General features: G+C 33.7%; 1 pseudogene. It reads left to right on the plus strand.

Features of this window, described 5'->3' with window-relative positions:
* A pseudogene (locus ACFIO5_RS11355) lies at positions 1-445 on the plus strand (D-alanyl-D-alanine carboxypeptidase); the annotation flags it as partial.

The raw sequence follows: 445 nt of genomic DNA on the forward strand, positions 1-445 counted from the left end.
TTTTTCAATAGTTACTACTGTTTATAAAAATCATCGACGTCTTTTTTTAGCAATAAATGGTTTGCAAAAGAAGAAAGACTATACGAAAGAAGTAGAACACATTCTTCAATGGGGAATGACAGCTTTTGATCTTAAAACAATTTTCACAAAAGGAGAAACGGTTGGTCATGCTTCTGTTTATGGTGGGGAGCAAAACTCTGTGCCACTGATTGTTAAAGGGCCGATACGGTTTATGCTTTCCAATGAAAAAAAAGTGGATGTTAAAGCAAAAATTAAATATCGTGGTCCCTTGAAAGCTCCCATTATTTTAGGGCAACCAGTTGGTGTCATTCAAATTTTACAAGATAAAAAGGTTCTTCTCGAAAAACCGGTTTTTGCTGGAAACAATGTTCAGGAAGGAAGTTTTTTTGCAAAAATAAAAAATGCGTTCTATGAAATAACAATT

Source organism: Bartonella sp. AA86SXKL (assembly GCF_042196885.1).